Origin of the sequence: Rhodococcus sp. BUPNP1 (assembly GCF_002215235.1) — a bacterium.
GTDB lineage: Bacteria > Actinomycetota > Actinomycetes > Mycobacteriales > Mycobacteriaceae > Rhodococcus.
Genome location: NZ_NERM01000002.1, coordinates 217605 through 243099, shown reverse-complemented (window position 1 = coordinate 243099; position 25495 = coordinate 217605). Strand labels below are relative to the sequence as shown.

At 66.9% G+C, this 25495-nt stretch carries 22 protein-coding genes and 1 pseudogene; 14 read left to right on the top strand and 9 right to left on the bottom strand.

All coding sequences use genetic code 11. The annotated features are described in order from the left end of the window. Positions 1–33: 33 nt before the first annotated feature. The 4 genes from B9C99_RS02985 (at position 34) to B9C99_RS02970 (ending at position 4089) form a co-directional block, all read left to right on the top strand. Positions 34–1233: an NADH:flavin oxidoreductase gene (locus B9C99_RS02985; RefSeq protein ID WP_026060918.1), complete on the top strand. Its 1200-nt coding sequence runs from the start codon at positions 34–36 to the stop codon at positions 1231–1233. 200 nt (positions 1234–1433) lie between these two features. Next, complete coding sequence (gene trxB, locus B9C99_RS02980) at positions 1434–2399, top strand: thioredoxin-disulfide reductase (protein WP_016691059.1); 966 nt, start codon at positions 1434–1436, stop codon at positions 2397–2399. Between the two features lie 46 nt (positions 2400–2445). Then, positions 2446–2775 (top strand): thioredoxin, encoded by a 330-nt coding sequence (gene trxA / locus B9C99_RS02975; RefSeq protein ID WP_006550900.1) that lies wholly within the window; start codon positions 2446–2448, stop codon positions 2773–2775. Positions 2776–2910: 135 nt separating this feature from the next. Continuing rightward, entirely contained in the window at positions 2911–4089 is a 1179-nt protein-coding gene (locus tag B9C99_RS02970; RefSeq protein ID WP_016691060.1) for an N-acetylmuramoyl-L-alanine amidase, read from the top strand. A 117-nt stretch (positions 4090–4206) separates the two neighbouring features. Here B9C99_RS02970 and B9C99_RS02965 read toward each other — a convergent pair whose 3' ends face one another. From B9C99_RS02965 to rpmH, 9 genes and pseudogenes are all read right to left on the bottom strand, one after another. Continuing rightward, positions 4207–4896 (bottom strand): hypothetical protein, encoded by a 690-nt coding sequence (locus B9C99_RS02965; RefSeq protein ID WP_026060919.1) that lies wholly within the window; start codon positions 4894–4896, stop codon positions 4207–4209. Between the two features lie 58 nt (positions 4897–4954). After that, positions 4955–5905 (bottom strand): annotated as a pseudogene (locus tag B9C99_RS02960) (ParB/RepB/Spo0J family partition protein); the annotation flags it as partial. Positions 5906–6183: 278 nt separating this feature from the next. Continuing rightward, complete coding sequence (locus tag B9C99_RS02955; RefSeq protein ID WP_016691064.1) at positions 6184–7155, bottom strand: ParA family protein; 972 nt, start codon at positions 7153–7155, stop codon at positions 6184–6186. A gap of 624 nt (positions 7156–7779) precedes the next feature. After that, positions 7780–8460, bottom strand: coding sequence for a 16S rRNA (guanine(527)-N(7))-methyltransferase RsmG (gene rsmG, locus B9C99_RS02950; protein ID WP_037189661.1), 681 nt, complete (start codon positions 8458–8460; stop codon positions 7780–7782). A 111-nt stretch (positions 8461–8571) separates the two neighbouring features. Then, complete coding sequence (locus B9C99_RS02945) at positions 8572–9120, bottom strand: protein jag (protein WP_016691066.1); 549 nt, start codon at positions 9118–9120, stop codon at positions 8572–8574. A 23-nt stretch (positions 9121–9143) separates the two neighbouring features. Continuing rightward, positions 9144–10238: a membrane protein insertase YidC gene (gene yidC, locus B9C99_RS02940; RefSeq protein WP_016691067.1), complete on the bottom strand. Its 1095-nt coding sequence runs from the start codon at positions 10236–10238 to the stop codon at positions 9144–9146. Positions 10239–10307: 69 nt separating this feature from the next. Continuing rightward, complete coding sequence (gene yidD / locus B9C99_RS02935) at positions 10308–10598, bottom strand: membrane protein insertion efficiency factor YidD (protein ID WP_080597620.1); 291 nt, start codon at positions 10596–10598, stop codon at positions 10308–10310. Then, the gene (rnpA, locus tag B9C99_RS02930) at positions 10595–10990 is read right to left on the bottom strand and encodes a ribonuclease P protein component (RefSeq protein WP_026060920.1); all 396 of its coding nucleotides are present in this window, start codon (positions 10988–10990) and stop codon (positions 10595–10597) included. The genes yidD and rnpA overlap by 4 nt, the downstream gene beginning before the upstream one ends. Before the next feature lie 20 nt (positions 10991–11010). Continuing rightward, complete coding sequence (gene rpmH, locus B9C99_RS02925; RefSeq protein ID WP_006550910.1) at positions 11011–11154, bottom strand: 50S ribosomal protein L34; 144 nt, start codon at positions 11152–11154, stop codon at positions 11011–11013. Between the two features lie 587 nt (positions 11155–11741). Here rpmH and dnaA point away from each other — a divergent pair. From dnaA to B9C99_RS26250, 10 genes are all read left to right on the top strand, one after another. Next, the gene (gene dnaA, locus B9C99_RS02920; protein WP_016691069.1) at positions 11742–13502 is read left to right on the top strand and encodes a chromosomal replication initiator protein DnaA; all 1761 of its coding nucleotides are present in this window, start codon (positions 11742–11744) and stop codon (positions 13500–13502) included. 501 nt (positions 13503–14003) lie between these two features. Further along, positions 14004–15188: a DNA polymerase III subunit beta gene (dnaN, locus tag B9C99_RS02915; protein WP_026060921.1), complete on the top strand. Its 1185-nt coding sequence runs from the start codon at positions 14004–14006 to the stop codon at positions 15186–15188. Positions 15189–15210: 22 nt separating this feature from the next. Then, on the top strand, positions 15211–16443 hold the full coding sequence (gene recF, locus B9C99_RS02910; protein ID WP_088896901.1) for a DNA replication/repair protein RecF: 1233 nt from the start codon (positions 15211–15213) through the stop codon (positions 16441–16443). Continuing rightward, entirely contained in the window at positions 16440–17012 is a 573-nt protein-coding gene (locus B9C99_RS02905) for a DUF721 family protein (protein ID WP_088896900.1), read from the top strand. The genes recF and B9C99_RS02905 overlap by 4 nt, the downstream gene beginning before the upstream one ends. Positions 17013–17227: 215 nt before the next feature. Beyond that, on the top strand, positions 17228–19264 hold the full coding sequence (gene gyrB, locus B9C99_RS02900; protein WP_016691073.1) for a DNA topoisomerase (ATP-hydrolyzing) subunit B: 2037 nt from the start codon (positions 17228–17230) through the stop codon (positions 19262–19264). Positions 19265–19620: 356 nt separating this feature from the next. Continuing rightward, positions 19621–23220 (top strand): ATP-binding protein, encoded by a 3600-nt coding sequence (locus B9C99_RS02895; protein ID WP_088896899.1) that lies wholly within the window; start codon positions 19621–19623, stop codon positions 23218–23220. Continuing rightward, positions 23217–23633: a roadblock/LC7 domain-containing protein gene (locus tag B9C99_RS02890; RefSeq protein ID WP_006550917.1), complete on the top strand. Its 417-nt coding sequence runs from the start codon at positions 23217–23219 to the stop codon at positions 23631–23633. Before B9C99_RS02895 ends, B9C99_RS02890 begins: the two co-directional genes overlap by 4 nt. 13 nt (positions 23634–23646) lie before the next feature. Beyond that, positions 23647–24021, top strand: a complete 375-nt coding sequence (locus B9C99_RS02885) for a DUF742 domain-containing protein (RefSeq protein WP_006550918.1) — start codon at positions 23647–23649, stop codon at positions 24019–24021. Positions 24022–24034: 13 nt separating this feature from the next. Beyond that, positions 24035–24589, top strand: coding sequence for an ATP/GTP-binding protein (locus B9C99_RS02880; RefSeq protein WP_016691076.1), 555 nt, complete (start codon positions 24035–24037; stop codon positions 24587–24589). Continuing rightward, on the top strand, positions 24589–25401 hold the full coding sequence (locus B9C99_RS26250; RefSeq protein WP_016691077.1) for an MHYT domain-containing protein: 813 nt from the start codon (positions 24589–24591) through the stop codon (positions 25399–25401). The genes B9C99_RS02880 and B9C99_RS26250 overlap by 1 nt, the downstream gene beginning before the upstream one ends. Positions 25402–25495: the final 94 nt, after the last annotated feature.

The window sequence follows — 25495 nt, the reverse complement described above, 5'->3', positions numbered from 1 at the left end:
AATTACGGTACCACTGGCATCGAAAGTAGGGGCATGTCTTCGCCGCGACCCACCGTGTTCGAACCGGCCCGACTCGGGCCGCTCACCCTCCGCAACCGCATCGTCAAGGCGGCGACCTTCGAAGGCGTCATGCCCCGGGGTGCCGTCAGCGACGAACTCGTCGAGTTCCACGCCGAGGTCGCCCGCGGCGGCACCGCCCTCACGACCGTCGCGTACTGCTCGGTCTCCCACGACGGTCGCGTCCACCGCGACACCCTCGTGCTCGACGCCGACTCCGTCCCCGGACTGACCCGGCTCACCGACGCCGTGCACACCGCCGGCGGTCTGGCGTCCGCGCAGATCGGCCACGCCGGACTCGTCGCCAACCAGATCTCCAACAAGATGAAGACGCTCGCGCCGTCCACGCGCATCAGCGCCCCCGCCATGGGGCTCGTCCGCGGCGCGACACTCGAGCAACTCGACCGGGTGGTCGAGGACTACGCACGCGCCGCGCGCTCGGCCGTCGAGGCCGGATTCGACGCCGTCGAGGTCCACCTCGGCCACAACTATCTGCTCAGTTCCTTCATGAGCCCGAATCTCAACAAGCGCTCCGACAAGTACGGCGGCAGCATCGCCAACCGCACCGCCTTCCCGCGTCGCGTGCTCGAGGCCGTCCGCACGGCAGTGGGGGAGGGGGTCGCCGTCATCGCGAAGTTCAACATGACCGACGGCGTGCCCCAGGGGCTGTGGCTCGACGAGTCGCTGCCCATGGCCAAACTCATCGAATCCGACGGCACCATCGACGCCATGCAGCTCACCGGTGGCAGCTCGCTGCTGAACGGGATGTACTTCTTCCGCGGCGACGTCCCGATGAAGGAGTTCCAGGAGTCGCAGCCGAAGGTCGTCGGCTGGGGACTGAAGGTGTACGGACCGAAGATCTTCCCGAAGCTCCCGTTCGAGGAGGCCTTCTTCCTGCCCATGGCCCGGCAGTTCCGGGAGGAACTGAAGATCCCGCTGATCCTGCTCGGCGGCATCAACCGGCTCGACACCATCGAGACGGCGCTCGACGAAGGCTTCGAGTTCGTCGCCATGGGACGCGCGCTGCTGCGTGATCCGTATCTCGTCCGCAAGTTCGAGGAGAAGACCGCACACGAAGGTCTGTGCATCCACTGCAACAAGTGCATGCCGACCATCTACACGGGCACGCGTTGTGTGATCCGCGAGACGCTGCGGGACGTGCCCGACGCGGTCTGAGACCGTCCCGGTTCGCATCGGGGGCGGGCCGGTCGGGCGACCGACCGGTCCGTACAGGCCGTCTGTGGCGGGACGCACGACGGAAGGGGAACAACACCGTTTACCCTGGTGTTGACAGTATCTGTAGGCTGCCGTCCGGTTTCGGCCGGACCGCCCGCAGTCCTTGCGCCCCCGATCACCCAACCGGAAGGCTCCGCCGCATGACGACCTCGCCCACGATTCACGACCTCATCATCGTCGGTTCGGGACCGGCCGGATACACCGCCGCCGTCTACGCGGCCCGCGCCGAACTCTCCCCGCTCGTCTTCGAGGGAACGCAGTTCGGTGGCGAACTCATGACCACCACCGAGGTCGAGAACTTCCCGGGCTTCAAGGACGGGATCATGGGTCCGGAGCTCATGGATCAGATGCGCGAGCAGGCACTTCGTTTCGGTGCCGATCTGCGCACCGAGGACGTCGACGAGATGGACCTCACGGGCGCGGTCAAGACGGTCGTCGCCAACGGCGAGACCTACCGCAGCCACGCCGTCATCCTCGCGATGGGCGCCGAGCCGCGTTACCTCGGTGTGCCCGGTGAGTCGCAGCTGCTCGGCCGCGGAGTCTCCGCCTGCGCGACCTGCGACGGCTTCTTCTTCCGCGACCAGGACATCGCCGTCGTCGGCGGTGGCGACTCCGCGATGGAGGAGGCCACCTTCCTGACGCGCTTCGCGCGCAGCGTCACGCTCATCCACCGCCGCGAGGAGTTCCGCGCCTCGAAGATCATGCTCGAGCGTGCCCGCGCCAACGAGAAGATCCGCTTCGTCACCAACGCGAAGGTCGCCGAGGTGCAGGGCGAGAACAGCGTCACCAACCTCGTCCTCGAGGACACCGTCACCGGCGAGCGCAGCGACCTGCCGGTCACCGGCCTGTTCGTCGCCGTCGGCCACGACCCGCGCAGCTCCCTCGTCAAGGGTCAGGTCGAGCTCGACGACGAGGGCTACGTGAAGGTCTCGGCGCCGTCCACCGCGACCTCCGTTCCGGGTGTCTTCGCCGCGGGCGACCTCGTCGACCACACCTACCGCCAGGCGATCACCGCCGCCGGCACCGGATGCTCGGCGTCCATCGACGCGGAGCGGTGGCTCGTCGCGAACCGCGAGGTCGAGGCGCCCACGCTCGCCGAGGCCTGATCCCACCACCCGTTCCACATTCCATCCCGAGATTCAGGAGACATCCGTGGCCGACAAGAACACCGTCACCATCACCGACTCGTCGTTCGTCGAGGACGTACTGCAGTCCGAGAAGCCCGTCCTCGTCGACTTCTGGGCCACCTGGTGCGGTCCGTGCAAGATGGTCGCTCCGGTTCTCGAGGAGATCGCGGCCGAGCACGGCGACAAGCTGACCGTCGCCAAGCTCGACATCGACGCCAATCCGTCGGCCGCACGCGACTACCAGGTCATGTCGATTCCCACGATGATCCTCTTCTCCGGCGGCAAGCCGACGAAGACGATCGTGGGGGCCAAGGGCAAGGCGGCGTTGCTTCGGGACCTCGCGGACGTCCTGTAGTACCGTCCCAGGATCAACCTCTCGGATGTGCCCGTGAGCCCGTCTTCACGGGCACATCCTTCATCCAACCCCCGTTCGATGCTGTCCAGCCCTCACGCCGGGCACCGATCCGGTCAGCACGGAAAGGCCCGATACATGCGCCCTCTTCGTCACGGCGACCACGGTCCGGCGGTCGCCGAGATCCGGAGCACCTTGGCCGGCCTGGGCTTCCTGCACAACGAGCCCGAGGAGTCGGGCGACTGGATGGGATCGGACGTCCCCTTCGATCGTGAACTCGACGGAGCCGTGCGCGCGTTCCAGCAGCAGCGCGGTCTGCTCGTCGACGGCATCGTGGGACCCGCGACCTACCGTTCCCTGAAGGAAGCGTCGTACAAGCTCGGTGCGCGCACCCTGATGTATCAGCTCTCCGCTCCGCTCTACGGCGACGACGTCGCGGCCCTGCAGACCCGTCTGCAGGATCTCGGCTTCTACGTCGACCGCGTGGACGGCTACTTCGGCCCCAAGACCCACGAGGGTCTGTGCTCCTTCCAGCGCGAGATCGGACTCGCCTCCGACGGCATCTGTGGTGCCGAGACGCTGCGCTCGCTCGAACTGCTCGGTACGCGCGTGTCGGGCGGGTCGCCCCACGCGATCTCCGAGGAGGAGATCGTGCGCCGATCCGGTCCGCAGCTCAGCGGCAAGCGCATCGTCATCGACCCGGGTCTCGGCGGCAACACCCACGGCATCATCGTGCCGAGCCCCCACGGCCCGATCTCCGAGGCCGACATCCTGTGGGATCTCGCGCGCCGGCTCGAGGGCCGGATGGCGGCGACGGGCATGGAGACCTTCCTGTCGCGGCCGTACCACGTGAATCCGACCGACGTCGAACGCGCGGGCACCTCCAACGCGTTCGGTGCCGACCTCATGATCTCGCTGCGGTGCGACGCGAGTCGCAGCCCCGCCGCGAACGGCATCGCGAGCTTCCACTACGGCAACTCGCACGGGTCCGAGTCGATGATCGGCCAGGTGCTCTCCGGCTACATCCAGCGCGAGATCGTCGCCCGCACGAGCCTGCAGGACTGCCGCAGCCACGGCCGCACCTGGGATCTGCTGCGCCTGACGAACATGCCGACGGTGCAGATCGATCTCGGTTACCTCACCAACGAGCACGACGCCGCGCTGCTCGCCGATCCGCGCAGCCGCGACATCATCGCCGAGGCGATCCTCATCGCGGTGAAGCGGCTGTACCTGCTCGGCCAGGACGACCAGCCGACCGGCACGTACACCTTCGCCGAGTTGCTCGCCGAGGAGCTGTCCATCTCCGACAGCCGCTAGCCGACCCCCTACGTACGAAGAGGACCGACCCCCGCAGAGTCTGCGGGGGTCGGTCCTTTTTTGTCAGTGTTTTCGAGGACGTCAGTGTTTTCGAGGACGTCAGTGTTTTCGAGGACGTCAGTGGGCGCCGACCGCCGAACCTGCGGTCAGATCCGCGACGGTGAGGGAGGACTCCTCGAGGAGCCGATCGAGGGCGGCCTCGACGGCGAGCTTCCATTCGTGGTCGCGGTCGAGCTCGAGACGTAGCCGTGGGTAGCGGTAGTGCGGTGCGACGACCTCGAAGCCCATGTCCTCGAGGAAGTCGGCGTCGATCATGCACTCCGTGTCGGAGCACCCGAGTGCGGCCGTCGCGTGCGGCACATCGCTCACCTCCGCGTCGGCGGTGCGCCGGATCCCGAAGGCCTCGATGGCACGGACGTTGCGGCGGACGAGATCGGCGACGACCCCACGAATGAGGTCGGCACCGACATCCAGCTCGTCCGCGTGCGGTTCGGTCCGCATGGACGTCAGCAGGATCGCGTCGGCGCTGACGGGTGCGGTGGGGAAGGCCTGCGCGCGGGGCACCATGCCCGGGGGAGCGTAGAGCGCGCACCCGGCGGCTTTGTCGCCGATCGTCGCGATCTGGCCGCACGACCCCCATTCGAGAAGGACCATGGACAGCCATGCTTCCTTCTCGAATTCGGGGTCGGCGAATTGCTGAACGTCGGGCGCCGCGGTGGGATCCAACTCCCAGAACACGCACCGTCGCGCATGAGCAGGCAACTGCTCGATTCCACTCAGCGTGAGCGGTGATACTCGGGTCGACACGGGATAGCTCGCCTCCACGTCTTTCGTCTACAGACTGTTGTCCTGCTCCGACGAGGAGTCAAGAAAGGTCGGTCTGCGACTCCATCATCTTCACGATGCGTTCGAGGTCGTCGACCGAACCGAACTCCACCACGATCTTGCCCTTGCGCTTGCCGAGGCTCACGGTCACGCGCGTGTCGAAGGAGTTCGACAGGCGCTCCGCGACGTCCTGCAGCCCGGGCATCTGGATGGGCTTCCGACGCTTCTGCTGTGGAGTGTCGGGGGTGTCGTTGCGGTTGGCGAGCACGACGGCTTCTTCCGTCGCGCGTACGGACAGACCCTCGGCGACGATGCGTGCGGCAAGTGCCTCCTGAGCGTCGGCGCCGGCTTCGAGCGCCAACAGGGCACGCGCGTGCCCGGCCGACAGCACTCCGGCCGCCACGCGTCGTTGCACCGCGACCGGCAACTTGAGCAGCCGGATCATGTTGGTGATGACCGGACGCGACCGTCCGAGTCGGCTCGCGAGTTCCTCGTGGGTGACCTCGAACTCCTCGAGCAACTGCTGATAGGCCGCCGCCTCTTCGAGGGGGTTGAGCTGCACCCGGTGGATGTTCTCGAGCAGCGCGTCGCGCAGCAGCGACTCGTCCTCGGTGTCGCGGACGATCGCGGGGATCGTGTCGAGCCCGGCCTCCTGGACGGCACGCCAGCGACGCTCACCCATCACGAGCTGGAAGCGGTCGCCTTCGAGACGGCGGACCACGACCGGCTGCATGAGCCCGAACTCGCGGACGGAGTGGACGAGCTCGGCGAGCGCTTCCTCGTCGAAGACCTGACGCGGCTGCTTCGGGTTGGGCTCGATCCGCCCGATCGGGATCTCGAGGTACACCGCTCCGGTGGGGGAGGGGAGGGGTTCGCTCTCGGACGTCGCTCCGGACGCTCGTGCCGCGTCGGCCTCGACCGGCTCCGCCGGGGACGCGGGCCCCGGCGTCCTGCCGTCGCCGATGATGAGATCGGCGGCTGCTGTGCCCAGACCGGACGACGGGAGGTTCAGGACCGAGGAGCCCGGGCGACGCGACGCGGCCGACTTGGACTGCCCGCCCGAAGCCGGCTTCGAGGGTGCACCCGCCGCCGGTGCGGACTTGGCCGGCGCAGGGGAAGCCGGAGCCGCGGTCTTGGCGGGTGCGGTGGCCGTGGGTGCGGTGGCCATGGAGTCGGAGGCCGTCGTGGGCTTCTGCTCTGCGTCTATCGGAGGACCGGTAGGGATGAGTGCTGCCAGACCTCGACCGAGCCCGCCTTTACGTGTCGCGCTCATCCGTTCCCCTGATTCTCGTGTACCCCGCGTGCCGCCAACTCGCGCCCGGCGTCGAGGTAGCTCATCGCGCCGCGCGATCCAGGATCGTAGTCGAGAACCGTCATCCCGTAACCGGGAGCTTCGGAAACCTTCACGCTGCGGGGGATGACCGAACGCAGCACCGCGCTGCCGAAGTGCGCACGCACCTCAGCGGCGACCTGATCGGCCAGCTTGGTGCGACCGTCGTACATCGTCAGGAGGACGGTGGAGACATGCAGTTCAGGGTTGAGGTGCGACTGGACGAGCTCGATGTTGCGCAGGAGCTGCCCGACACCCTCGAGTGCGTAGTACTCGCACTGGATGGGGATGAGGACTTCCTTCGCCGCGACGAGCGCGTTGACGGTGAGCAGGCCGAGCGACGGCGGGCAGTCGATGATCACGTAGTCGAACTCGCGGTCGCCGAGCGCCTCCTTGGTGAGGGCGTTCCGGAGACGGTTCTCGCGCGCGACCATCGAGACAAGTTCGATCTCGGCACCCGCAAGATCGATCGTGGCGGGGATGCAGAAGAGACGTTCGTTGTGCGGGCTCTGCTGCACGGCCTCGGCGGCATTGATCTCGCCGAGAAGGATCTCGTAGCTCGAGGGCACACCGGAGTAGTGCGGCACACCCAGCGCGGTGCTCGCGTTGCCCTGCGGATCGAGGTCGACCACAAGGACCGACAATCCCTGCACGGCGAGTGCGGAGGCGATGTTCACCGCCGTGGTGGTCTTACCGACCCCGCCCTTCTGATTGGCGATCGTGAAGACGCGACGCTCGCGCGGCTTGGGCAGTGCGTTGGCGTCGCTCGGATGCAGAACCTGGGTGGCGCGATGAGCAGCCGCGCCGATCGGGGTGTCGACGGTGGAGAAACCGTCGAAGGGTACGGGGGAGAAGTCGTCCTCGACGCCTCCGGTTTCACGTGAAACAGCGGATTCAGATCCACCCGTCATAGAACACTCCTTACACGTAGATCCGCTCGGTTCGCACGCTACATCCTCGTCGCTTCCCGGTCGCGACTTCGAAGGCCGGGTCGAGGCGCCGAAGAGAATGCGAGTCCCGGGCCCGGAGCTGTCCCCGGCCTCCCGACCACGCGCACGCATTCTCGGTTGGTTCAGTATCCCATCCGCATTCTAGGTTCCGTCGGCGACATGGCCGGGTGACGTTTCACGTGAAACGACACGCGGAGTTGTTTCACGTGAAACAGGCCCACGAGGGGTCGCGACGGTTTCACGTGAAACACTGCCGACCCGCATAGGGCGCATTCGAGAACAGCGAACCTTCAGGTAGAAATTCTTTGCCCCGCAACCTAATTCACATTCTGTAATTTCAATTGCATTGCACAGGACGATAATTCACGATAGCCAAATATCGTGACGCCTGAAACATCACAGTGACGAAACTTGCTGGGGTGATTGGGTCTGGTGTGACAACGCCCGAAACAACCGTTTCGCACCGGAAAAGTACTCGAGTAGATTCCTCGAGTCGAAAAAAGATGTCTCGGAAACGACAACACCCTCCCGACCCGGCGGGGGAGGGGAGGGCGTTGGGGGCGATCGTCGCGCCGGCCGATTCGGTCAGCGCTTCTTGCGACGCCGCGCCGGCCGCGGAATCCGCTCGGCCTTCACGACGATCGTCGGCGTCGGAAGGAGATCGCCTCCGCACTCGAGCACCTCGAGATTGCCGGCACCGAGACGAGCAAGCTCGTCGTGATCGCGGTCGATCTCTTCTCGAGCAGACGAACCCTTCAATGCCAGCATCCGGCCGCCCTCGTGGACGAGGGGGAGCGACCACTTGGCGAGCTTGGCGAGAGGTGCGACGGCACGGGAGGTCACGACGTCTGCGCCGCCGGCCTCCTGGAGGACGCTCGGCTGCTCGGCGCGGCCGCGGACCACGAGGATGTTCTCGATCCCGTTGGATTCGACGAACTCCGCCAGATAGACGGTGCGGCGCAGCAGCGGTTCGACGAGAGTGACCTGGAGGTCGGGACGGGCGAGGGCGAGAGGAATGCCCGGCAGACCGGCGCCACTGCCCACGTCGACGACCGTCTCACCGTCCTGAATGAGTTCGCCCACCACAGCGCAGTTGAGAATGTGCCGTTCCCACAGGCGCGGCACCTCGCGCGGTCCGATGAGTCCGCGCTCCACACCTGCCGTCGACAACGAATGGTGGTACCGCTCGGCAAGTTCGATCCGATCCCCGAACACCCTCTGCGCGACCGCCGACAGTTCCGCCTCGTGCTGTTCCACGTGAAACATCCTTTCCTGTCGGCTCACCCGAAACAACATCGGGGCCCACAGCATCAGTTCCGAAAAGGCGAAGAGGGACCCTGACGACGCAGAGTCCCTCTTCGGTCGGCGTGGGCCGACTCAATCCTTGACGATCACCACACGGCGGTGCGGCTCCGCACCCTCGCTCTCGCTGGACACACCGTCGATCTTCGCGACGGCGTCGTGCACGATCTTGCGCTCGAACGGCGTCATCGGCTCGAGTTCCTCACGCTTACCGGTCTCGAGCACGCGCTTCGCGGCCGACGTGCCGAGCGAGGAGAGCTCGGCGCGCTTGCCCGCACGCCATCCCGCGATGTCGAGCATGAGCTTGCTGCGCTCGCCGGTCGCCTGCTGCACGGCGAGACGGGTGAGCTCCTGCAGAGCGTCGAGAACCTCGCCGTTGCGACCCACGAGCTTGGTCAGATCCTTGCCACCGTCGATGCTCACGACCGCGCGGTCACCCTCGACGTCGAGGTCGATGTCGCCGTCGAAATCGAGAACGTCGAGCAACTGCTCCAGGTAGTCGCCGGCGATCTCGCCTTCTTCGATGAGGTAGTCGTCGTCATCGAGATCGGCGTCCGCAGCAACGTCGCTCTCCTCGGGTGCCACCGCGAGGTCCTCTTCCACCTTGTCCAGGTCACTGGCCATGTTTCAGCTCTCTTCTACTTCGGTCAGCGCCGCTTGCGCTTGGAGTTCTTGGGACGGCTGCCCGGCTTGGGAGCGGACGCACCGGACTTCGATGCCGCGGGGGAGCCGTCGCCGGCCGCGGAGTCCTTCTGCAGTGACACCTCGCCGGTCTCGTCGACCGTGGCGTCGACGGCGTCGGACGCTGCCGCTGCGGCCGAGCCCTTCTTCTTGGCCTTGTCGGGGCGAGCACCCGGCTTCGGTGCGTTCTCGTTCCGGCGGGCCAGAGCCGCAGCCTTCTTCTCCTCTTCCTCCTTGTCGATACGGCGGAAGACGAGGTGCTGCTGTCCGTAGGTCCAGATGTTGTTGCTGACCCAGTAGATGATGACGGCGATCGGCAGGAACGGACCACCGACGAGCACACCGAGCGGGAAGACGTACAAGGCCAGCTTGTTCATGATCGCGGCCTGCGGGTTCGCGGCGGCCTGAGCACTCTGGCGGGCGACCGAGGCACGAGCGTTGAAGTGCGTGGCGATGCCCGCGACGATCATGAGCGGCACGGCGACAGCGGCGATCTGCCAGCGCGTGGGAATGCCACCGAACGGCTCGAACGCCTCGAGAGAGGCCATCGGCTGGGTGATCCACGACGAGATCGGAGCGCCGAACAGGCGGGCGCTCAGGAACGACTGGACATCCTCCGGGCTGAACGCGTAGTTGCCGAGCTGGGCGTTCTGTTCGGGGCTCAGGCCGAGCTGACCGACACCCGTGCCGGTGCGGTTGAACGACCGCAGCACGTGGAACAGGCCGATGAAGACGGGAACCTGCAGCAGGACGGGCAGACATCCCATCAACGGGTTGAAGCCGTGCTCCTTCTGGAGCTTCTGCATCTCGAGCGCCTGGCGCTGCCGATCCTTGGCGTACTTCTTCTGGAGCGCCTTGATCTGGGGCTGCAGTTCCTGCATCTGGCGGGTCGTACGGACCTGCTTGACGAACGGCTTGTACAGGATCGCGCGCAGCGTGAACACGAGGAACACCACCGACAGCGCCCATGCCCAACCGCTGTCGGGTGCCAGCACGAACGAGAACACTTTGTGCCAGACCCACAGGATCCAGGACACGGGATAGTAGATGAAGTCGAGCACGGCTCTATGTACTCCTCTGGTCGTCCATGATCGCCACGAAGAGGCGTCGGTCTCGGGTCTCGGCTCCGGTCAGGTACCCACTGGGGACGACCGATGTTTCCGTTCGGGTACCGGATCCCACCCACCAGGGTGCCAGGGGCCACACTTGAGCAGTCTCACCGATGCCAGGACCGAACCGACGACGACACCCCGCGTGCGCAGCGCCTCCACGGCGTACTCGCTACAGGTCGGGGTGAATCGGCAGGTCGGCATCCGTGTGGGCGACACATAGGTGCGATAGAGCTCGATACAGAAGATCAGTGCCCGGGCCGGGGCGGACCTCAGGGACCGCCACCACGACCTCTGCTCGGGCGCGTTCATGCGCGAGCACTCCCACGCGAGGCGGGAGCAGCGGCGTCGAACAGTCCGAGGCGGGCGAGGCCCGACCGCACCTGCTTGTCGAGCTCGCGGGAATCCGCGGTGGCAGCGCCGGGTAGTGCGCGCAGCACGATGTCGGTCTCGGAGGGCAGAGCCTCGACGAGACCTGCACAGATATGACGAAGCCGGCGTGCGACTCGATGTCGAATCACCGCCGGCCCGACAGCCTTGCTCACGATCAGTCCGAAACGCGGACCGCCGACACTCACCAAGGACTCGGTGCGATCGCGTTCGAGAACGTGAACGACCAGATCCCGCCGCCCCTGACGACGCCCTCGGCGGACGGTGTCCGAGAAATCCGAGTGGCGCCGCAGTCGATACGGCTCAGGTAGCACCCCGAGCTCCCGTTAGGGAATCAGGCGGTGAGAGAAGCGCGGCCCTTACGGCGACGCGCCGAAACGATCGCGCGACCCGCACGGGTGCGCATCCGAAGACGGAAGCCGTGAACGCGCGCGCGGCGTCGGTTGTTCGGCTGGAACGTCCGCTTGCCCTTGGCCACGGTCGACACTCCTCGATAATTCTGCGACGGCGCGGCAAGCACCGTCGTCCAACGTGTACGTGAATTCGCAGGATCCGTATTGCTCGACTCGAGCAGGACGAACCCGTCACCTCGGTATGAGTGACTGTTCGAGGCTACTCGGACGCGGGCGCGAAATCAAACCGCGACGAACAGCGGCGATCAACGCGACACGCCGGACGCGTTCGGCGAAAACTACTCGCCCAGAAGGTATGTGATCCAGAGCACAGCTCGGGTACGCTGTGGGCCATGTCTTCGACGGCGCATCGCGACTACCTGTGCAGTCCCGCGTCACGCTCCGTTCGACGACGATGTGCCGGCCGGTAACGGCCCGCTGCCCCACGCCCCTTCGGGCGCCGTCGCGCAGCTCCTCCGGGCGCGTTCACCGAACACGGAGTCGGATCGCGTCGCATCGTGTGTCACACTGATCCCCGCAGACCGCCCGGGCCCACGAGCCCCGCCGAGCGAATACACACCTCCCATCCACACATCCACCGGGTGATTCCCCCGGTTGTCCACACCTGTGGATAATCGTGTGGAAAACCGGTGATCAAAGGGAGGGAAGCTGCGTGAGCGACGAGCCGAACGCGCTGGCCGATGTGTGGACGGACGTCGTATCCGAGCTGACCATCGACGACGGAATGCTGACGAAGAGCCAGAAGGCATGGCTCGCGCTGGTCAAACCGATCACGCTCGCACAGGGATTCGCCCTGCTCTCGGTGCCGTCGACCCTCGCCCAGCAGTCGATCGAACGTGATCTGCGCGAACCCATCCTCCGCACCCTCAACCGGCACCTCGGTCACCGGGTCGAGGGTCTCGGTGTGCGCGTCGAACCGCGGGAACGCGTGGACGACCCCGCCGAGGATCCCTACGCCGAACCCCGCGACACGCTGCCTCTCGAGGGTCTCCCCGAAGATGCACAGGCTGTGAATCCGCGCACGGCGGAGGCCCGCAACCGTGACCCGCGCACGGTAGAGCCCCGCAGTCGTGATCTGCGCCGCGATCCTCCGATGCCCCGCGACGGCGTCGGACCGCGCGACGGCGCTGTGACCAGGGATCCTGCAGGATCCGGGGATGCCGTCGCCGCGCGGGACGGGGGATACCAGCGGGACGGAATGTTCCCCGGTGAGGGTGCCTATCGACGTCGCATGATCCCGTCGCGTGATCACGACATGCTCGAGGCGGACCACGGCGAACTCGAGGAGGTCGACGACGACCGGGAGGCGATGACCGCCGTCCGCGAGTCGTGGCCGTCCTATTTCACCCAGCCCCCGCCGCCCGAGACGCCGCCCATCGGCAGCAGCAGCCTCAACGCGAAGTACACCTTCGACACCTTCGTGATCGGTGCGTCGAACCGGTTCGCGCACGCCGCGGCGGTGGCGATCGCCGAGGCACCGGCCCGGGCCTACAACCCGCTGTTCATCTGGGGCGCCTCGGGCCTGGGGAAGACACATCTGCTGCACGCCGCCGGCCACTATGCACAACGGCTCTTCCCGGGTATGCGGGTGAAGTACGTCTCCACCGAGGAGTTCACGAACGACTTCATCAACAGCCTCCGCGACGACCGCAAGGTCGCGTTCAAGCGGCGCTACCGCGAGACCGACATCCTCCTCGTCGACGACATCCAGTTCATCGAGGGCAAGGAGGGTATCCAGGAGGAGTTCTTCCACACTTTCAACACCCTCCACAACGCCAACAAGCAGATCGTCGTCTCGTCCGACCGGCCGCCCAAGCAGCTCGCGACGCTCGAGGAACGACTGCGGACCCGGTTCGAGTGGGGCCTCATCACCGACGTCCAGCCCCCGGAACTCGAGACGCGCATCGCGATCCTGTCGAAGAAGGCACGCATGGACGGCCTGAACGTGCCGCACGACGTGCTCGAGCTGATCGCGAGCCGGATCGAACGCAACATCCGCGAACTCGAGGGTGCCCTGATCCGTGTGACGGCCTTCGCGTCGCTCAACAGGCAGCCGCTCGATCTCACCCTCGCCGAGGTCGTGCTGCGTGATCTGATGCCGGATTCCTCGGCTCTCGAGATCAACGCCGCCACGATCATGGCCGTGACCGCGGAGTACTTCGGAACGTCGATCGACGACCTGTGCGGGCCCGGAAAGGCACGGCCGCTGGCGCAGGCCCGCCAGATCGCGATGTATCTGTGCCGTGAGCTCACCGACCTGTCGCTGCCGAAGATCGGGCAGACCTTCGGTCGTGACCACACCACAGTGATGTACGCGGACAAGAAGATTCGCAAGGAGATGACCGAGCGCCGCAAGGTCTACGACCAGGTGCAGGAGCTCACCGCGCGTATCAAGCAGCGGTCCAAGCGCTGATTCCTCGAGCCTCGAGTTTCCATCCACAGGGAGCGTCCACAGGGCGCTCCCTGTCCTATATCTCGAGAAATTTCCGGTCCCCACACCTGTGGACAAGGGTGTGCAGAACGTGGGATCTTTGTGGACGAACGGTGGACAAAGAATGAACAGTCTCGAGGAATCCACATTCGTCCTCGAGAACTCCTCGAGTTCATCCTCGAGTTCGACCCCCTCGAGAACGTCGCCCCACCAGCCTAGACGGTCGTTCGTCCACAGATTCCACAGGCCCTATTACTACTTCTGTGAGTTCTCTTCAGAAATCTCCTTTCAAAACAGGTGTGTGGAGAGCGTCGGTCCACAGGCCCTCGAGTGAGGCTCACGCCTCGAGCCTCCCGGCTTTCCAAGCAGCGAGGGAAGGCATAACGTGGACCCGCATCCCCCGGCTCCGCCTCATCGGTGTCGGGGTTCTGTGACAGACTTCGTAGACTTGTCGAGACCACGATCGAAGGGATCCACCGGGCGATGGAGCTGGGAAGTATGAAGTTTCGTGTGCCTCGCGAGGACTTCGCTGATTCCGTTGCATGGGTTGCCCGAAGCCTTCCGTCGCGACCCCCTGTGCCCGTCCTGGGCGGTGTCCTGCTCGGAGCCGACGAGCGCGGGCTGACGGTCTCGGGCTTCGACTACGAGGTATCCGCGCAGGTCCACGTCTCGGCCGAGGTCATCACCCCCGGCCAGGTGCTGGTGTCCGGCAAGCTGCTCGCCGACATCACCCGCGCGTTGCCCCACAAGCCTGTGGATGTCGTGCTCGACGGCACCCGCGTGCTCATCACGTGCGGTAGCGCCAAGTTCTCGCTCCCCACCATGCCTGTGGAGGACTACCCGCAGCTGCCCGAGCTCCCGCAGCAGACCGGTGCGTTGTCCGGCGATCTGTTCGCCGAGGCCATCAGCCAGGTCGCCGTCGCTGCCGGCAAGGACGACACGCTCCCGATGCTCACGGGTATCCGGGTGGAGATCGAGGGCACCGACATGGTGCTCGCGGCCACCGACCGGTTCCGTCTCGCGGTGCGCAAGCTCGAGTGGATGCCCACCGCGGAGTCCACCAGCTCGGCCGTGCTCGTGCCCGCCAAGACTCTCTCCGAGGCCGCGAAAACCGTTGGCGGGTCCTCCAACTCCCCGGTCCAGCTGGCTCTGGGCAGTGGGTCGTCGGTGGGCGCGGAGGGCCTGCTCGGCATCGTCGCCGAGGGTCGCCGCACTACCACGCGCCTGCTCGACGCCGAATTCCCCAAGTTCCGCCAGTTGCTCCCCAACGAGCACACCGCGATGGCGACCGTCGAGATCGCCCCGCTGGTCGACGCGATCAAGCGTGTCGCGCTGGTCGCCGAGCGCGGTGCACAGGTCCGACTCGAGTTCACCGAGGGCAGCGTGATGCTTTCGGCCGGTGGCGACGACGCCGGCCGCGCCGAGGAATCGCATCCTGCGGAGTTCTTCGGTGAGCCGCTGATCATCGCGTTCAACCCCGGCTACCTGCTCGACGGCCTGACGTCGCTGCACACCGACAAGGTCTCGTTCGGGTTCACCACCTCGAGTCGTCCGGCCGTGCTGCGGCCGGCGCTCGACGAGGAGCCCGTGCCGGATTCCTCGGGTACGTTCGCCGCTCCGGACAGCGATTACACCTATCTGCTGATGCCGGTGCGCCTGCCGGGCTGACCGGCCCCGAGACTGGACCCCCGTGTACGTTCGCACCTTTTCGCTGCGCGACTTCCGTTCGTGGAGAACGGTTTCCGTCGACCTCGCTCCAGGGGCGACGGTCTTCGTCGGGCGCAACGGACACGGGAAGACCAACCTGCTCGAGGCCCTCGGATATCTGTCGACGCTGTCGTCGCACCGGGTGTCCTCCGACGGTCCGCTGCTGCGGGCCGGCACGTCGCGGGCGTTCGCCGGGGCGCTGGTCGTCAACAACGGTCGTGAGCTCGGCATCGACATCGAGATCAACGAGGGCAAGCAGAACCGGGCGCGGATCAACCAGTCGCCGGCCCGGCGTCCTCGAGAGATCCTCGGCATCCTCCGCACGGTGCTCTTCGCCCCGGAGGACCTGTCGCTCGTGCGCGGCGACCCGGGCGACCGCCGGCGGTTCCTCGACGAACTGCTCAGCACACGTTTCCCGCGGATGAGCGGGGTGCGGGCCGACTACGACAAGGTGCTGCGTCAACGATCCGCCCTGCTCAAGACGGCGGGTGGAGCACTGCGGCGCGGGAGCCGCTCGAGCGACGGGGCGAGCGCTCTGGCGACCCTCGACGTGTGGGACGGCCATCTCGCCGCCCACGGAGCCGAACTGCTCGCCGCGCGCATCACGTTGCTGCACGAACTGGCCCCGTACGTCTCCGAGGCGTACCGGTCGATCGCGCCCGAGTCGCGTCCGGCGAGCCTGCGTTATCGCAGCAGCCTCGCCGACGCGCTGCCGCCGGAGTTCTCCGACCCGGCCCGGACACCGGCGCCGGACGACCGGGAGTTTCTCGAGACCGTCTTCCTCCACCGCCTCGCGGAGGTGCGGTCGAAGGAGATCGAACGCGGCGTCTGCCTCGTCGGACCCCACCGCGACGATCTCGACCTGATGCTCGGTACCGAACCCGCGAAAGGCTATGCGAGCCACGGCGAATCGTGGTCCTTCGCGCTCGCGCTGCGGCTCGGGGCGTTCGCCCTGCTGCGCACCGACGGTACCGACCCGGTCCTCATGCTCGACGACGTCTTCGCCGAACTCGATCGACGACGCCGCTCCGCCCTCGCCGACGTAGCCGCGACGGCCGAACAGGTGCTGATCACGGCAGCCGTGCCGGAGGACGTGCCGGCCGAGCTGAACGGTGCCCGATTCCCCGTGCATGCCGAGGACACCGAAGATGGTCGTATCTCTGTGCTGGGATCGGTGCAACGGGAGACGGACCCGATCACCGGGGAGGTCGGATGAACGACGAACATGCAGGTCCCGAACGCGGTGCCGGACCGGAGCGCAGTGCGGGCGAGCCGGAGCTGAAGGGCATCGATCTGGCCCGCCGCGCGCTCGAGGAGGCTCGGGCTGCCGCGAAGGCGAGCGGCAAGGCCGTCGGCCAGGGACGCGCGTCGCGTGGCCCGCTGCGCCCGAAACGCCGACGTCGTGGCTGGTCGGGGCCCGGCCCGGACGACCGCGATCCCCAGACCCTCGGGTCACTCGCGCAGTCGCTGTCCAAGCAGCGGGGCTGGTCGGCGCACGTGTCCGAGGGCACCGTCATGGGGAGCTGGGCGCGGGTCGTCGGCGACGACATCGCGAGCCATGCCCAGCCGACCACGCTGCGCGACGGGATCCTGCACGTCTCGGCCGAGTCGACGGCCTGGGCCACCCAGCTGCGGATGATGCAGTCGCAGATCCTCGCCAAGATCGCCGCGGCCGTGGGACACGGGGTGGTCAAGGAACTGCGGATCACCGGCCCGACGGCGCCGAGCTGGCGGAAGGGCGAACGCCACATCCGCGGCCGCGGACCCCGCGACACCTACGGGTGATCCCGGGCTCGCTCCCGGGCCGTACGAGGGGCGAAAATCGGAGCGCGTAGGAAATCACGCTGTCCGGGTCGCAAAGGGGCCGCTACGGGGACGTCAGCGGTGCGGAACGCCCGCTTTCGTGTCCACCCCGGCACAAGGCTCACGGGCACGTAGGATGGACAGGAATGCGTCGCGCGCGTGCGCGGGGCCGATCGGAGAAGGAGAGCTACCCACCCGTGGCTGCCCAGAAGTCGAACAACAACAAGAGTGAGTACGGTGCGTCGTCCATCACCGTCCTCGAGGGTCTCGAGGCGGTGCGCAAGCGCCCCGGTATGTACATCGGTTCCACCGGAGAGCGTGGCCTGCACCACCTGATCTGGGAGGTCGTCGACAACTCCGTCGACGAGGCCATGGCCGGTTACGCGTCGAAGGTGGAGGTCACCCTCCTCGCCGACGGCGGAGTCCAGGTCGTCGACGACGGTCGCGGTATCCCCGTCGGTATGCACGCCTCCGGCGCCCCCACGGTCGAGGTCGTCCTCACCCAGCTCCACGCCGGCGGCAAGTTCGACTCCGATGCCTACGCCGTCTCCGGCGGTCTGCACGGTGTCGGTATCTCCGTGGTGAACGCCCTGTCCACGACCCTCGAGGTCGAGATCGACAACGACGGCTACCACTGGGAGCAGACGTACACCGCCTCGAAGCCGGGCGAGCTCGTCCGCGGCGAGGCCACCAAGCGGACCGGTACCACCGTCCGCTTCTGGCCGGACCCGGAGATCTTCGAGACCACGACGTTCAACTTCGAGACCGTCGCGCGTCGCCTGCAGGAGATGGCGTTCCTCAACAAGGGACTGACCATCACCCTCACCGACGAGCGGGTCGCTCCCGAAGAGGTCACCGACGAGGACGTCCCGGAGACCGCAGAGGCGCCGAAGACCGCCGAGGACCAGGCCGTCGAGGCCGTCGAGCCCGAGGTGCACAAGGTCAAGGTCCGCACCTACCACTACCCGGGTGGTCTCGAGGACTACGTGCGACACATCAACCGCACCAAGTCGCCGATCCACAACTCGGTGGTCGGGTTCACCGCCAAGGGCACCGGCCACGAACTCGAGGTCGCGATGCAGTGGAACTCGGGTTACTCCGAGTCCGTCCACACCTTCGCCAACACCATCAACACCCATGAGGGCGGTACGCACGAGGAAGGCTTCCGCGCGGCGCTGACCACGGTCGTCAACCGCTACGCGAAGGACAAGAAGCTCCTCAAGGACAAGGACCCGAACCTCACGGGCGACGACATCCGCGAGGGTCTCGCGGCCATCATCTCCGTCAAGGTCGGTGAGCCGCAGTTCGAGGGCCAGACGAAGACCAAGCTCGGCAACACCGAGGTGAAGTCCTTCGTGCAGAAGGCGTGCAACGAGCACATCTCGCACTGGTTCGAGGCCAACCCGGCCGACGCGAAGACGATCGTCACCAAGGCCGTGTCGTCGGCGCACGCCCGTGTCGCCGCCCGCAAGGCGCGCGAGCTCGTCCGCCGCAAGAGCGCGACCGACATCGGTGGTCTGCCCGGCAAGCTCGCCGACTGCCGGTCGAAGGACCCGAGCAAGTGCGAGATCTACATCGTGGAGGGCGACTCCGCAGGTGGCTCCGCCAAGTCGGGTCGCGACTCGATGTACCAGGCGATCCTTCCGTTGCGCGGCAAGATCATCAACGTCGAGAAGGCCCGCATCGACAAGGTCCTCAAGAACGCCGAGGTTCAGTCGATCATCACGGCGTTCGGTACCGGCATCCACGAGGAATTCGACATCTCGAAGCTGCGGTACCACAAGATCGTCCTGATGGCCGACGCCGACGTCGACGGTCAGCACATCGCGACGCTGCTGCTCACGCTGCTCTTCCGCTTCATGCGGCCGCTGGTCGAGGAAGGCCACGTCTTCCTGGCGCAGCCGCCGCTGTACAAGCTCAAGTGGCAGCGCAGCGAGCCGGAGTTCGCGTACTCCGACCGTGAGCGCGACGCGCTGCTCGAGGCAGGTCTGAAGTCCGGCAAGAAGATCAACAAGGACGACGGCATCCAGCGCTACAAGGGCCTCGGCGAGATGAACGCCAAGGAGCTGTGGGAGACCACCATGGATCCGAGCGTGCGCATCCTGCGTCAGGTGACCCTCGACGACGCCGCTGCCGCCGACGAGCTGTTCAGCGTCCTGATGGGTGAGGACGTCGCGGCGCGACGCAGCTTCATCACACGCAATGCGAAGGACGTCCGCTTCCTCGACGTCTGATCGCCTCGGCTCGCGCGATGCGGAGACCGGATCACCCGAACCCCCGCTGTGCTGTAAATCACAGCGGGGGTTCGCATGTCGTGCACCGAAAACATGGAAGGGCCGTTAGCCTTCTTCGTTACTCGTGAGTACACTCCATTCGGCCATCTGTACGTGTGGCTGCCGAAGAGGGGGCCGGGGCAGCGCGGGGGTACGGGAAGGACTCACTCTTCCGTATCCGCTGTATGTCCCGATATGGTGCCCTCACCCGAAACGTCTCGTTCGACTGCACTCGATCGAAAACGCGCTCATCGGAGTGCAGTGCCGACTGGTGCTCGTCGCCCGGCGCGGACGGGGTGGAAGGAGAGCTGTAATCCATGAGTGACAAGTCGCCGCCCCAGCAGCGGTGGTGGAACATCGAGGGGTGGGGTCTTCGCAGGAAGGTCACCGCCGTTCTCGCTGTCCCCGTGACCGTGGCAATGGTCCTCGGTGGTCTTCGTGTCGAGAACGAGCTCAGCAACGCCGTCCACTTCTCGTCCGCGGCCGACCAGGTCGCGGCCGTGCCGGACATCGTCGAGTTCTCGACGGCGTTCGCCACCGCCACCGCGAGTGCCGCCGCCGGGACGGTGACGCCAGAGGAGATGGCGGCGCTCGGCGATGCATTCGGCACCATCGCCTCCGTCACGGAGAACCCCGAACTCGATCCGGCGGTCACCGCCGACCTGAGCCGTACTGCCGCCTCCGCGCAGTCGCTCTACACGAAACTGCAGGCCGGGCCTGTTCCGGTCGAAGAGATCAGCGCCGTCACCAACGAGGTTCGTGACAGCCTGAACCGCATCGTCGAAGCGATCCTCGACGAGGTCGACGACCGCGAGATCCTCATCTACGGCGACCAGCTGATCAACGCCTGGTACTCGCAGCGCTACCTGTTCGGTCAGGTTCTCGGTGTGCTCCAGCTCCTCGCCGATCCGAACCAGCCGGGCACCGCGCTGGTGTCCGCCTCCGGCGCCGAACTTGCGATGCTCGACCTGCTCGCCCGCTCCTACCCGATGGCCGATCAGCAGATCGCCGAACTGCGGGCCGGCGTCCAGGAACGTGCCGACATGGTCGACGCGGCCGGTTCCGGTCCGCTCCCGATCCTCAACATCCGCGCGTCGCTGCTCAACAGTGTCGACATCTACGGCACGATCATCGACGAGGCGTCGGCTCAGGTCAGCACCACGATTCAGGACCGTGCCGCGGAAACCCGTTCGGCCGCTCTCCGCGATACTGCGATCGTGCTCGCAGCTCTGCTTGCGGCGCTCGTGCTCGCACTGCTCGTGTCCCGTTCGCTGGTCGGCCCGATCCGCCGCCTGCGCTACGGCACGCTGAAGGTCGCGCGGCAGGAGCTGCCCGAGGCCATCGACCGCATCAAGGTCGGCGACAGTATCGAGGACATCGAGTTCACCCGGGTCCCGGTGCACACCACCGAGGAGATCGGTCAGCTCGCCCGCGCCGTCGACGACATGCACGGGCAGGCACTGCGCCTCGCCGGCGAGCAGGCGCACCTCCGCCTGCAGATCAGCGACATGTTCGAGACGCTCGCACGTCGCTCCAAGTCGCTCGTCGAGCAGCAGCTCGGCCTCATCGAACGACTCGAGTACGAGGAGAAGGATCCGACCCGACTCGAGAGCCTGTTCCGCCTCGACCACCTCGCCGCGCGTATGCGCCGGAACGGCGACAACCTGCTGATTCTGTCCGGTACCCGCATGCGCCGCGGTCACTCCGCGCCCGTGCAGCTCGGCGACATCCTGCGCGCCGCGATGTCGGAGGTCGAGGACTACCAGCGCGTGCAGATCGGTTCGACTCCCGACGGTGCCCTCAGCGGCGCGGTCGCGACCGACATCGTGCACCTTCTCGCCGAGTTGGTCGACAACTCGCTGCGCGCGTCGCCGCCCGACAGCAACGTCACCTTCAGCTTCGCCCGTGCCGTCGACGGTGGCCTGCTCGTCGAGATCGCCGACCGCGGTATCGGTATCCCGGCCGACGAACTCGAGTCCATCAACCAGCGTCTCTCCAAGGGTGGCGAGGTCGGTCCCGATACCGCACGTCACATGGGTCTGTTCGTGGTCTCGCGACTGGCCGAACGGCACGGTCTCACCGTGCGTCTGCGCCCGACCTTCGATACCGCACGCAACCCGGGTATCACCGCGAGCGTCCACATCCCGGACGTCCTGCTGGTCTCCCCGTTGGCGTTGTCGCACACCGGTCCTCAGGCTCGCATCGAGATCGAGGCGGAGGAATACTCGGCAGCGCCGGCGCTCTCGGCGCCCGTCGCACAGCAGGGTCTGCCCGCGGGCGACGACCAGCACGAGTACGCGACATTGCAGGCCGACTCCGTCGACGACGTCCGTGCGGACGAGTCCGAGGATGCCTACGCCGACAACGGTTACGCGAACAACGGCTACGCCGACGATGTCGACGAGAACGCTTCCGCTGCACGGGATGCGGAGCCGTCCTACGAGGACGAGCGACGCGACGAGTCGCAGCGCGAAGCGGGACGGAACGAGTTCTCCCCGTCCGCGTCGTCGTTCCAGGCGCCGCCGCTCCGCGATCCTCAGGGCCCGACGCCGCGCGATCCGCAGGGACCGTCGCCCCGCGACAATCAGGTACCGCCGGCATCCCGCGAGTTCGGCCCGTCGGGTCTTCCCCAGCGTCGTCCCGGTGGAACTCCGGGTCTGCCCACGCGTCAGCCGGGCGAGACGCCGGGCCTCCCGACTCCGCCCCGGTCGCCGCAGCCGCGCCGGATCGAACCGGATGCCGCAGCAGCCTTCGCGTCGTCACTGCCTCCGCGCGGTCCTCGTCGCGGACCGGACGAGACCAACGGTCACTCGTTCGACGGCCGCAACGGTGCCGGTCCGCGACCCGACGCCGATCAGGGCCGCCGGGAAGGACTTTCGGGTCTTCCGCAGCGTCGCCCCGGTTCCACACCGGGTCTGCCACCGACGGACTCCGCACCCCCCCGCGACACGCGGCAGGACCAGCCGCAGGGACGGGACGCCCAGCAGGGTTCGGCGCATCGCGCACCGGCCCCGCCGCAGCGACCCGCCTCCCCCGGTCTTCCGCAGCGCCGGCCGGGCGCAACTCCCGGCCTGCCGGGACGGGCTACCGGATCGTCCCCGTCCGTTCCTCGGAACCGGCCGCAGCAGCCGGTGGCGGGACCGCTCGCAGGTGGCGACTCCACGGGCCGGCCGGACGCACCGAACCGTCCCGACCTGCCACAGCGCGCACCTGCGCAGGATGCACAGCGCGCACCCGCGCCGGACGCGGACCGTCGACAGCAGGAATCCTCGTCAGGTCTCCCGCAGCGCCGTCCGGGCAGCACGCCCGGTCTGCCGCGTCGTCAGCCGGGCAGCACACCGGGGCTTCCGCAGCGACCCGCTGCGGCCACCAACGGTTCCGAACCCGATTCGGCCGCAACGGTCTCCGGTCCGAGTATCGCCGACGGCGGCTCCGTCTCGCCGCACAGCGATGCACAGCAGGCGGCCCGCCATCGTTACCGGACCAACTCGGCGAAGACGGCATCGTTCTTCCAGCCTCGGTCCGACCTCGCGTCGGCCCGTCCGCAGCCGGCGAACACCCCGATCTTCACCACGATGATGTCGGACTGGCTCGTCGACCCGACGAGCCTTCCGGAGGACCGCAGGAAGCGGGAGTGGCACTCCGCCGCGGACGCGGGTTGGGAAGCCGCACAGCGTGCTACCGAGGCCCCCGTGGAGGAGCACACCACCGCGGGCCTTCCGCGGCGCGCTCCCGGTGAACGTCTGGTGCCGGGTGCCGTTCGGGCACCGGCAACGGGTGAGCTGCCGAGGACCATTCGACGTCGGGACCCGGAAGCCATCCGGGCCAACTTGAGCCGCCATCAGCAGGGTGTCCGCAACGGACGCGCCTCGGCGAATTCCAGCAATCGCGAGAACGACGAACAGGGAGTTCGATGAATATTGATCATGGATCCGACGCAGCTCGTCCATTGGACTGGTTGGTTTCCAACTTCGCGCGCGAAGTCCCGGGTGTCTCGCATGCCGTGCTCGTGTCCGCCGACGGTCTGCTCATGGCCGCCAGCGCCCACCTCCCGGTGGATCGTGCCGAGCAGCTCGCTGCGGTGACCTCGGGTCTGGCCAGCCTGTCCAACGGTGTGTCGCAGCTGTTCGACGGTGGGGGTGTGCTGCAGTCCGTCGTGGAGATGCAGCACGGCTACCTGCTGCTGATGAGCGTCGGCGACGGCTCGCACCTGGCGGCTCTGACCGCCTCCGAGTGCGACATCGGACAGGTCGGTTACGAGATGGCGCTCCTGGTCGATCGAGTGGGTGCTTCGGTCGAAGCCACCCCGCGGGTCGGTCTAGGGTCCTGACGTCGAGGTGGCCATGGAATCGCGGAAGCCGGAGTCGGTGCCGGACCAGCCCAGTCTGGTCCGGCCCTACTCCCTGACTTCGGGACGTACGAGTCCTGCGGTCGAACTGGCGTTGGAGGCGCTCATCCAGGCCATTCCGGGAACCGACGATCGGTCCCGGGATCTGGACAACATCAACGCCACGATCCTGGAGCTGTGCAAGGAATCACCCTCCGTCGCGGAGATCGCCGCGCGCGTAGGGGTGCCGATCGGCGTGGCACGCGTGCTCGTCGCCGATCTCGTCGAAGCCGGACACGTACAGATCCTGGCCACGCTGAAAGACGATTCGAGCGACGCGGAGCGTCGTGAGCTGATTGAAAGGGTCCTCAGTGGACTTCGCGAACTCTAACGCCACGAAGCGCGTGACCTCGACCAAGATCGTGATCGCCGGAGGCTTCGGCGTCGGTAAGACGACTCTGGTCGGGGCGGTGTCGGAAATCGTGCCGCTTCGTACCGAGGCGCTCGTGACGAACGCCAGCGACGGCGTCGACAACCTCTCTGCGACACCGCAGAAGGCGACCACCACGGTCGCCATGGACTTCGGTCGTATCAGTCTGGCCGACGACCTCGTCCTCTACCTGTTCGGCACGCCCGGACAGCACCGCTTCTGGTTCATGTGGGACGACCTGATCCGCGGCGCCATCGGTGCGATCGTGCTGATCGATACGCGTCGCCTGGACGAGAGCTTCGCCGCCGTCGACTTCTTCGAGGCGCGCAATCTCCCGTTCATCGTCGCCATCAACGAATTCGACGATGCTCCCCGGTACCCGCTCGAGGACATCCGTCAGGCGATGGCGATCTCGGCTGACGTGCCGATCGTGTCGATCGACGCGCGAGCACGTGAGTCGGCGAAGCAGGCTCTGGTCACCGTCACCGAATACGCCCTGCGGAAGCTGCACCAGCCGGTGACTCAGTAATGGGGGAGGGCCTCGAACTCTTCACGATGGGCTCGTGGGTCACGGTCCTCGCCTATCTGACCTCGGCGATCGGGGTGTTCGTCGGGGTCACCGGTGCTCGACGGGTCCGCACCACCTCCAGTGACCGATTGCGTTCGTACTGGATGATTCTCGCGGCTCTGGTGAGCGGCGGCGTGGGTGTCTGGCTCGCCATGTTCCTGCCGATGGCGGGCTTCAACGTCGAGGACAGCGTGGTGCGGTTCGACACCGTCACCATCGTGTTCTCGATGCTCGTCGCGCTGGTGTCGGTGTACGTGGCGCTGCTCGTCGCGATCCCGAACAACGCTCCCGCCACCCTCGTCCGGACGGTCACGGGTGCTCTCGTGCTGGGCGCCGGCCTCGCGGGCGTGCCGTTCTCGGTCCTCGCAGCGGTGCGGATCCAGGGATCGCTGACCTTCGATCCGCTCTGGGTCGCCGCAGCGGTGGGGCTGGCGATCGCGACGGCCGTGGGCTTCCTGGCCCAGGTGAAGACCGCGGACACGTGGCCCAAGCGCCTGCTGAGCAGCGCGTTGGCCGGCGCCGCCGTGATCGCGGTGCACTTCCTCGCCGCCGCGTCGGTCCGTGTGGAGATCGACCCCGCCGTGGTGGTCTCCGGTGGGATCGAGGTCTTCTCGATTCTCTTCCCGCTCTTCGTCGTCGGCCTGCTGCTGTTGGCCGTTCCGATCGTCCTGGTGCTCCAGGCGCCGGATCGTCTTGCGGCGGAACTGGAAGAGGAATCCGAGCGGTGGGCGGCGGACGGCCCGGCAGAACCCGTCGACGGTCGGATCTTCTGAATATCGTCCGAACATGTTGTAAGTCAACATATCTGGTTGAAATCCCGGAAGTGGAGTAACCTTCTGCGCAGCGTCGGGGGTCGCTGTCGGTCTA

Coding starts and splice junctions, on each gene's coding strand:
- B9C99_RS02985 (WP_026060918.1), top strand. CDS start 34: ATGTCTTCGCCGCGACCCACCGTGTTCGAACCGGCCCGACTCGGGCCG.
- trxB (WP_016691059.1), top strand. CDS start 1,434: ATGACGACCTCGCCCACGATTCACGACCTCATCATCGTCGGTTCGGGA.
- B9C99_RS02970 (WP_016691060.1), top strand. CDS start 2,911: ATGCGCCCTCTTCGTCACGGCGACCACGGTCCGGCGGTCGCCGAGATC.
- B9C99_RS02955 (WP_016691064.1), bottom strand. CDS start 7,155: ATGACGGGTGGATCTGAATCCGCTGTTTCACGTGAAACCGGAGGCGTC.
- rsmG (WP_037189661.1), bottom strand. CDS start 8,460: ATGTTTCACGTGGAACAGCACGAGGCGGAACTGTCGGCGGTCGCGCAG.
- B9C99_RS02945 (WP_016691066.1), bottom strand. CDS start 9,120: ATGGCCAGTGACCTGGACAAGGTGGAAGAGGACCTCGCGGTGGCACCC.
- yidD (WP_080597620.1), bottom strand. CDS start 10,598: ATGAACGCGCCCGAGCAGAGGTCGTGGTGGCGGTCCCTGAGGTCCGCC.
- dnaN (WP_026060921.1), top strand. CDS start 14,004: ATGGAGCTGGGAAGTATGAAGTTTCGTGTGCCTCGCGAGGACTTCGCT.
- B9C99_RS02905 (WP_088896900.1), top strand. CDS start 16,440: ATGAACGACGAACATGCAGGTCCCGAACGCGGTGCCGGACCGGAGCGC.
- B9C99_RS02895 (WP_088896899.1), top strand. CDS start 19,621: ATGAGTGACAAGTCGCCGCCCCAGCAGCGGTGGTGGAACATCGAGGGG.
- B9C99_RS02890 (WP_006550917.1), top strand. CDS start 23,217: ATGAATATTGATCATGGATCCGACGCAGCTCGTCCATTGGACTGGTTG.
- B9C99_RS02885 (WP_006550918.1), top strand. CDS start 23,647: ATGGAATCGCGGAAGCCGGAGTCGGTGCCGGACCAGCCCAGTCTGGTC.
- B9C99_RS26250 (WP_016691077.1), top strand. CDS start 24,589: ATGGGGGAGGGCCTCGAACTCTTCACGATGGGCTCGTGGGTCACGGTC.